The following is a 7,667-nucleotide window of genomic DNA, read 5'->3' as shown; positions in this document are numbered from 1 at the left end:
TCCCCGTCCAGTGAGTCCCCCCTGGAGCCCGTCGCCGGAGGACGCAACGAGGTGGTGGCCTGGAGCGGCGCGGACCCACTGCGTCCCGAGCGACGCCTGCGCTGGAGGGACCACTTCTCCCTCACGGAGAACCTGCTCCACCTGCCGCACCTGACGGGCCACCATGACGGCCTGCGCGTGGCGCAGCTGTCCGACGTGCACGTGGGTCAGGCCACCAGCGACGTGCGCATCCGCCGCGCGGTGGAGGCCGTCAACGCGGAGGCCCCGGACCTGGTCTTCCTCACCGGCGACTACGTCACCCACAGCCCCAAGCCCCTGCCCCGCGTGCGCGACGTGCTCAGCGGCCTCAAGGGCCAGGTCTTCGTGGTGCTGGGCAACCATGACCACCAGGTGAACGCGCCCTACCTGCGCGAGAGCTTCGAGCGGCTGGGCTACACCGTCCTGCAGAACGAGCACCGCGTGGTGCACGTGAAGGGCGCCCCGGTGACGGTGCTGGGCGTGGACGACGGGCGCACGGGCCGAGACGACGTGGAGGCCACGTTCCGGGGCGCGCCGGAGTCCGGCACGCGGCTGGTGCTGGCCCACACGCCGCCCACGGTGGACAAGCTGCCGGCGCACGCGGGGCTGGTGCAGTTCTCCGGGCACACGCACGGCGGCCAGTTCATCGTGCAGGGGCTGACGGAGGCCATCTTCCGCCGCGCGGGGCAGCCCTACATCCGCGGCCACTACCACGTGAATGGCAACCAGCTGTACGTGAACCGGGGCCTGGGCTTCGGCTTCGGCGGGCCGTACCTGCGCCGGGGCAGCGAGCCGGAGGTCGCGTTCTTCACCCTGCGGGCCCAGGCGCACGTGGCCGTGGCCAGCTGAAGAAGCCCGCTGCCGAGCGCGCGAGGGCCCTCGAGCCTTCGCGCGCGTGAGGCTCGCGTCAGTGCCTCAACGGGGAGCCCAGCCGTCCACCGCCCAGGCCGCTCTCCTGTCGTCCTCCGCGCCGGAGGCTGAAGGGGCCCGAGCCGAAGTAGACGATGAAGAGCGCGCCTCCCGCCATGGAGAGGTTCTTCATGAAGTGGATGAGCTGATCCTGCGCCTGCACCGGGTCCGCGACGAGCCAGAAGCGGTGGACCATGAAGGCGGCCGTCACCAGGAAGATGGCGATGGCCGCGGCCCCCAGGCGCGCGAGCACACCGAGCAACACCGACAGCCCCCCGAGCACCAGCGCCGCGCCGGACACCAGCACCGCCCAGCGGGGCTCGGGCACGCCCGCGTTCTGGGCCACGGTCGTCAGCGCGTCGAGCTGGATGAAGTGGTTCAAGCCGCTGGTGATGAAGATGGCTGAGAACAGCAATCGAGCAAGCGGCACGAGCACTCCCATGGGATGGCCTCCTGTGTCCCACCAACGCCGGGGCGTGGAAGTCATTCTCAACCTGCCCATGACTTCCCGCGGGGCAGCCAGCGCCCGGCCTCCTGCCTGCCCTCCTTCAGGCCCTGGGGGCCGCCGCCGTGTGTCCCGGATAGCTGCGACAACACGCCACACGCGGGGGGCGGGCCGGGGGCGTAGGGTGCTCCTCGTCGTGAAAGCCCCACTCTCCCTCCTGTCCTCCCTGCTGGGCGCGGTGCTGGCCCTCGCGCCCGTGTCGTCCGCCTGGGCGTGTGCCACCTGTGCGTGTGGCGACCCCACGCTCATGTCCATGGGCACCGAGCAGCCGTTCTCGGGGCGGCTGCGCTTCTCCTCCACCCTGCGGGGCTGGGGGCACACGGTGGGACAGGACCACGTGGACGCGCTGCGGCTGCGCGAGGCGCGCATGGACGTGGCGGTGGCGTACGCCCCCCTGCCGTGGCTGTTCCTGTCGGCGACGCTGCCCCTGCAGGCGCGCGAGGTGCGCTCGGTGAGCCTGGCGCGCGAGCGGGGCTGGGGCGTGGGCGACGTGGAGCTGACGGCGAAGGCGTTCCTGTACCAGGACCGCGCGTTCTCCGCGGACCACCTCTTCAGCGTGCTCGTCGGCGTGAAGCTGCCCACCGCTCCGAAGCTGCGGCTGGAGGACGGGACGCTGATGGACCTGGACACGCAGCTGGGCAGCGGCTCGGTGGACCCGCTGGCGGGGCTCGCGTACCAGCACTTCCGGGGGAGCTGGTCGTTCCTGGCGAGCGCCACGGGCTTCCTCCCCACGCGCGGCATCCTGGGCTACCGGGCGGGCGCGTCGGTGCGCACGACGATGGCGGCGCAGTACCAGCCGGCGGAGCGGTGGGCCCTGCGGCTGGGGCTCGACGGGCGCATCGAGGCGGCGGCGGACATCGACGGCGAGAAGGAGGAGAACGGCGGGGGCGTCATCGGATATGCGTCTCCCGACATCCTCTTCAGTCCTCGGATGGACCTGGTGGTGGCCGCGGGTGTGCGGGTCCCCTTCTTCAACCGGCTCCGCGGTCGCGTGGCGCCCACTCCCATCGCGATGCTGTCCGTCGCGTACGACCTCTGACGCCATGCCCTCTGTCGTGAAGCCGTTCGTGCTGCTCGTGTGTCTCACCGGCTGTGGTGGCGGGGAGCGCATCGAGGGGATGCAGTTGAGCCTGGGGCTCACCACGGGCCGCGCGCGGAGCGTCCCGGAGGCGGCGGGGGCTCGCACGCTCGTCACGGACGAGGGGGCTCGCGCCACGCTCTCCGGGGCGCTCGTCACGCTGGGCAGCGTGGAGCTGTTCAGGTGCGAGGAGACGGGCCTTCGTCGGTGGCTGCGGGCGCTGTCGCCGGTGGGCACCGCGTGGGCGCACTCGACGACGAACGCGCTGCGGCTGGGCACGCCGCACGTGGTGTCCCTGGGGGAGTCGGACGGCGCGGTGGTGGCGCTCGGGGTGCTGCATCCTCCGCCGGGGCGCTACTGCCGGGCGCGGCTGACCTTCGAGCCGGCGGACTCGGACGCGGAGGGCCTGGGCGCGGCGCTCCAGGGCGCGCGGCCGGTGGACATGCTGGGGTTGAGCCTGCATGTCCGCGGGACGCTCGAGGACGGTGAGGCGCGCGACTTCGAGTTCGAGACGCGCGGGCGCTCGTCGGTGGACGTGGTGTTGGATGGGGTGGAGCTGTCGGAGGCCTCGCCGAGGGCGGAGCGGGTCTTCACACTGGCGTGGGATTCGTGGCTGGATGGCGTGGGCCCCGGCGAGTCGCCGCGCAACGTGGACATGCTGGGCAACGTGGCCCGATCCGCCTCGCTGCAACCTCCTGTCGTGCCATGACGCCTCCTGTCGCCAACGAGCCCGCCTCTCGCGCCCGCATCAACCTGGAGTGGCTCTTGCGGCTGCGCTGGGGCCTCTTGCTGGGGCAGGCGCTGGTCATCGCGCTGGCGGCGTACGGGCTGGAGCTGGCGCTGCCGGTGGCGGTGCTGGCGGGGCTGTTGGGGCTGGAGGCCGCGACGAACGTGGCGGTGCGCGCGTGGCTCGGCCGGGCCCGGGTGAGCGAGGCCACCATCGGCAAGCTGATGCTGTGGGACACGCTGGTGCTCACGGGCCTGCTGGCGCTCAGTGGTGGGACGCACAACCCCTTCACGACGCTGTACCTGGTGAACGTGGTGCTGGGCACGGTGCTGCTGCCGGCGCGGTGGATGTGGGGGCTGCTGGGCTTCACGTTGACGGCGTTCGGCTCGCTGTTCGTGTTGCAGGACGTGGAGCTGGTGCCGGAGCTGTCGCGTCCGGACCACGCGGCGCTGATGCGGCTGCACCTGAACGGCATGTGGGTGGCGTTCGCGGTGGCGGCGGGCTTCATCGTGTACTTCGTGCAGCGGGTGACGCGGGCGCTGGAGGAGCGCGAGGAGGAACTGGCGCAGGCGCGCGTGCAGCATGCGCGGCGGGAGAAGGTGGCCTCGCTGGCGACGCTGGCGGCGGGCGCGGCGCACGAGCTGTCGACGCCGCTGTCGACCATCGCGGTGGTGTCGAAGGAAGTGGAGCGGGCGCTGGCGTCGGCGGGGACGTCCGAGGCGGTGCGCGAGGACTTGAGGCTCATCCGGCAGCAGGTGGACCGCTGCCGCGACGTGCTGGTGCAGATGTCCGCGGACGCGGGGCAGACGACGGGCGAGGCCTTCCATCCGATGCCGCTGGGCAGGCTGGTGGAGGACTCGCTGGCGGAGCTGGCGGGGGTGGAGCGGGTGAAGGTGGAGCTGCCGACGGCGCTGAGCGGGCGGTGGGTGCAGGGGCCGCCGCGCGCGCTGGCGCGGGTGGTGCGCGGGTTGGTGAAGAACGCGCTGCAGGCGTCGCCTGCGTCCAAGGTGGTGGAGCTGCGGGTGGTGGAGGGCCAGGGCGGCGCGAGGCTGGAGGTGCGCGACGGCGGCGCGGGGATGCCCGCGGACGTGCTGGCGCGCGCGGGTGAGCCGTTCTTCACGACGAAGGCGCCGGGCGAGGGCATGGGCCTGGGGTTGTTCCTGGCGCGCACGCTGGCGGAGCAGCTCGGAGGTTCGCTGGAGCTGCGCTCCACGCCGGGACAGGGCACGGTGGCGAGCCTGGCGCTTCCGCTCGGTGTGCCCGTCGTCACGGAGGTGGCGTCATGAGCACCACGGTGGGTGATGGCCACCACCCGAGCCTCCTGCTCGTGGACGACGACGCGACACTGCGCGAGCGGCTCGCGCGGGCGTTCCGCGAGCGCGGATGGGAAGTGACGACGGCGGGCGACTACGACGAGGCGCTGACCGCCGCGAAGCGCGAGTCCCCCGAGTACGCGGTGGTGGACCTGCGCATGCCCGGACGCAGCGGGCTGGAGGTGGTCAAGGACCTGCTCGCAGTGGACGCGTCCACCAAGGCCATCGTGCTCACGGGCTATGGGAGCATCGCCACCACGGTGGATGCCATCCGCCTGGGCGCGGTGAACTACCTGCCCAAGCCCGCGGACGTGGACGACATCCTCGCGGCCTTCGCGCGGGCCAGCGGTGAGCCCTCGCTCGCCGCGCCCGAGACCTTCGAGGCACCGTCACTCGCGCGCGCGGAGTGGGAGCACATCCACCGCGTGCTCGCGGACTGCGCGGGCAACATCTCCGAGGCCTCGCGCAAGCTCGGCATCCACCGCCGCTCGCTCCAGCGCAAGCTCCAGAAGTACCCGCCCGCACGCTGACACGAGCGGAAAAGATGCCCCGGCCCCTACCACGGCTCCACCGTGGACTTGGTCGTTTCGGGAACCTGCCCTATAGAGCACTTCAGGAGGACTTGAGAGACTCTCGGAGGCGACGATGTTCGAGCGGCTGGAACTCCACCACGTCGGGCCAGCCCCTGAAATCGTCTTCGATTTCACGCGAAGGCTCAATCTCATCACCGGCGACAACGGGGTGGGGAAGACCTTCATTCTGGACGTTGCCTGGTGGGCACTCACCCGCTCGTGGGCAGGACATCCAGCGGCTCCGCATCGCGGACACGGCATCAAGCCGCGCATCGCCTTCCAATTGGAGGGGAAGCGCAAGCCCGTCAACTACTCCAGTGAGTTCGATTTCAAGGCCCAATCATGGGCATTGAAAGGAGGGCGTCCCCCTGATCCCGGATTGGTTCTCTATGCCCGGATCGACGGCTCGTTCTCCGTGTGGGACCCCACGAGAAACCACTGGCCAAGCGCTCACGCATTGGGGATGGACGCACCGGATCGCCCTGCTGCGTATCTCTTCGCTCCCCAGGACGTCTGGAACGGACTCAAACCCGAGGGCAAGTTCCTCTGCAACGGGCTCATCGCGGATTGGGCCTCATGGCAGGGTCGCGGCAACGAGGCCTATCAACAGCTCTGCCAGGCCCTCATCGCACTCTCCCCCTCTGACTCAGAGCGCCTCGTTCCCGGGGACCTCACCCGAATCAGCCTGGAGGACGTGCGCGACATACCAACACTGCGCACAAGCTACGGCCAGGAAGTTCCCGTGGTCTATGCGTCGGCAGGCGTCAGGCGCATCATCTCCCTGGCCTATCTGCTCGTCTGGACGTGGCAGGAGCATTTGCAAGCCAGCCGGTTGATGAACCAGGAGCCAACCCGGTCCATCACCTTCCTTATCGACGAGGTGGAAGCGCACCTACACCCTCGTTGGCAGCGAACCATCCTCCGTTCCATCCTCCAGACCATGTCAGCCCTGACAGGGGCGGGTAACGTCGACGTACAGGTCCTCGCGGTCACCCACTCTCCGTTGCTGCTGGCCTCGCTGGAGCCACTCTTCGATATCCACCAGGACTCGCTCTGGAACCTCAACCTCCAGGACGGTGCCGTGGTCCTCCGTAGGGAGCCCTGGCAGCGTCGAGGCGACGCGAACTCCTGGCTGGTCTCGGAAATCTTCGACCTCCGCGAGCCGCGCTCCCTCGAGGCCGAACAGGCCATGCAACGGGCGGAGACCTTGATGGAACAGTCGTCGAAGGGCGTTTCCTTCGAGGCGTTCATCCAGGTCCGGGATGCGCTGCGCGCAAGCCTCCCAGACGTGGACCCCTTCTGGATGCGATGGAGGTTCTGGGCTCGAGAGGCAGGGCTCGAAAAGTGATTCGCGTCGCGAAGCAACCAGAGCCGACCTCGCCCGGGTTCGACTTCGACGGACAGGTCCGTCAACCCGGATTGAGCGCTCTCGCCGAGTTGACTGGCAAGCCCCAGACGTTGCGAAGACGCGGGCGAAAAATCAAGCAGCGCGCCGCGCGTCTCGAGGATCTCTCCTCCGACGACCTTCGAGACTACCCCTACTGGACGCGCGCGCTGGAGGCCTTGCATGAGTCCTATGGCGGCATCTGCGCCTATGCCTGCTTCTACATCGAGCCGCTCTGCGGCCCGACCGTAGACCACTTCGTGGCCATCATCAGCACGAAGCTCCAGGACGCCTACGAGTGGGGCAACTACCGGCTGGCCTGCTCGTTGATGAACGCACGCAAGCGGGAGTTTCCCGACGTCCTGGACCCCTTCCTCGTCGAGGACGGCTGGTTCGTCCTCAACCTGGGCACCTTCAAGGTGGAGCCCGCCCCTGGGCTTCCCACCGAGACGGCGACACGGGTCCAGGCGACCATCGACCGACTGGGGCTAACCTCTCGCGAATACCGGAACATGTGTCGTCGTTACTTCGACGACTATTGGAATCCGCCAGACCCCAGGCGGCCCATTCCACTTTGGTTCCTGGAACGAGAGGCACCCTTCCTCGCCAGGGAGTTGCGGCGCCAGAACAGGATTCGACCCGAGGACACAACACCTGACGGTGAAGCTTCGCGGCCTACCGGGTAGCCCGCGCTCACGGATACGTCACGCTGAACGTCACCGGCCCCTTCAGGTACTTCAAGCCCTCGGAGGAGCGGCACCCCTTCTCCACGTCCGCCGTCAGGTACGTGGTGGTCCGCACCGCGGTGGCGCCCTGGAACTTGCCCGACAGCACCTTCCCCGTCTGCGTCACCAGCGTCGTCGCCTCCTGCACGGACACGTGGGACTGCCCCATCAACACCGTGGACGTCTCCGCCGTGTTCCACGTCACCACCTGCCGGCCCGCCCCCGCGCGCGACAGGTCCGCGCACGACAGCCCTCGCACCAGGCTCGGCGTCTCCGAGCCCAGCGTCGCCGACGTCACCGCCGAGCCCAGCACCGTCACACACCCGCTCACGCTCGCCAGGAACGACACCTCACTGTCCCCCGGCGCCCCCTTGAGCCCCGTGCCGTACTTCGCCTCGCCCAGCCCGAGCGGACAGGTGATGAGCACCTTCTCCAA

General features: G+C 69.7%; 9 protein-coding genes. 7 read left to right on the top strand and 2 right to left on the bottom strand.

What is annotated here, in order from left to right:
- The first annotated feature begins 21 nt into the window (after positions 1-21).
- A complete protein-coding gene (locus FL311_RS38835) occupies positions 22-867 on the top strand; it encodes a metallophosphoesterase (RefSeq protein WP_228557368.1) in 846 nt (281 codons plus the stop codon).
- A gap of 58 nt (positions 868-925) precedes the next feature.
- On the opposite strand, the gene FL311_RS38830 is transcribed toward FL311_RS38835, so the two are convergent.
- Positions 926-1,369 (bottom strand): DoxX family protein, encoded by a 444-nt coding sequence (locus tag FL311_RS38830; RefSeq protein ID WP_046716769.1) that lies wholly within the window; start codon positions 1,367-1,369, stop codon positions 926-928.
- Positions 1,370-1,568: 199 nt separating this feature from the next.
- Here FL311_RS38830 and FL311_RS38825 point away from each other — a divergent pair, with 199 nt between their 5' ends.
- The 6 genes from FL311_RS38825 (at position 1,569) to FL311_RS38800 (ending at position 7,192) form a co-directional block, all read left to right on the top strand.
- Entirely contained in the window at positions 1,569-2,471 is a 903-nt protein-coding gene (locus FL311_RS38825; protein ID WP_141332692.1) for a transporter, read from the top strand.
- Between the two features lie 4 nt (positions 2,472-2,475).
- A complete protein-coding gene (locus FL311_RS38820) occupies positions 2,476-3,219 on the top strand; it encodes a hypothetical protein (protein ID WP_141332691.1) in 744 nt (247 codons plus the stop codon).
- Positions 3,216-4,523: an ATP-binding protein gene (locus FL311_RS38815; RefSeq protein WP_141332690.1), complete on the top strand. Its 1,308-nt coding sequence runs from the start codon at positions 3,216-3,218 to the stop codon at positions 4,521-4,523. Before FL311_RS38820 ends, FL311_RS38815 begins: the two co-directional genes overlap by 4 nt.
- On the top strand, positions 4,520-5,080 hold the full coding sequence (locus tag FL311_RS38810) for a response regulator transcription factor (protein ID WP_141332689.1): 561 nt from the start codon (positions 4,520-4,522) through the stop codon (positions 5,078-5,080). Before FL311_RS38815 ends, FL311_RS38810 begins: the two co-directional genes overlap by 4 nt.
- A 115-nt stretch (positions 5,081-5,195) precedes the next feature.
- A complete protein-coding gene (locus tag FL311_RS38805) occupies positions 5,196-6,470 on the top strand; it encodes an AAA family ATPase (protein ID WP_141332688.1) in 1,275 nt (424 codons plus the stop codon).
- Positions 6,467-7,192 carry a hypothetical protein gene (locus FL311_RS38800; protein ID WP_228557367.1) on the top strand — a complete coding sequence of 242 codons (726 nt, stop codon included), beginning with the start codon at positions 6,467-6,469 and terminating at the stop codon, positions 7,190-7,192. The genes FL311_RS38805 and FL311_RS38800 overlap by 4 nt, the downstream gene beginning before the upstream one ends.
- Positions 7,193-7,199: 7 nt before the next feature.
- Here FL311_RS38800 and FL311_RS44505 read toward each other — a convergent pair.
- On the bottom strand, positions 7,200-7,667 hold a 468-nt coding region (locus FL311_RS44505; RefSeq protein ID WP_194869552.1), incomplete at its 5' end, for a hypothetical protein.

Origin of the sequence: Myxococcus sp. AB025B (genome assembly GCF_006518215.1) — a bacterium.
GTDB classification, from domain to species: domain Bacteria; phylum Myxococcota; class Myxococcia; order Myxococcales; family Myxococcaceae; genus Myxococcus; species Myxococcus fulvus.
The sequence above is the reverse complement of the archived record's forward strand: the minus strand, read 5'-3'. Positions and strand labels throughout refer to the sequence as shown.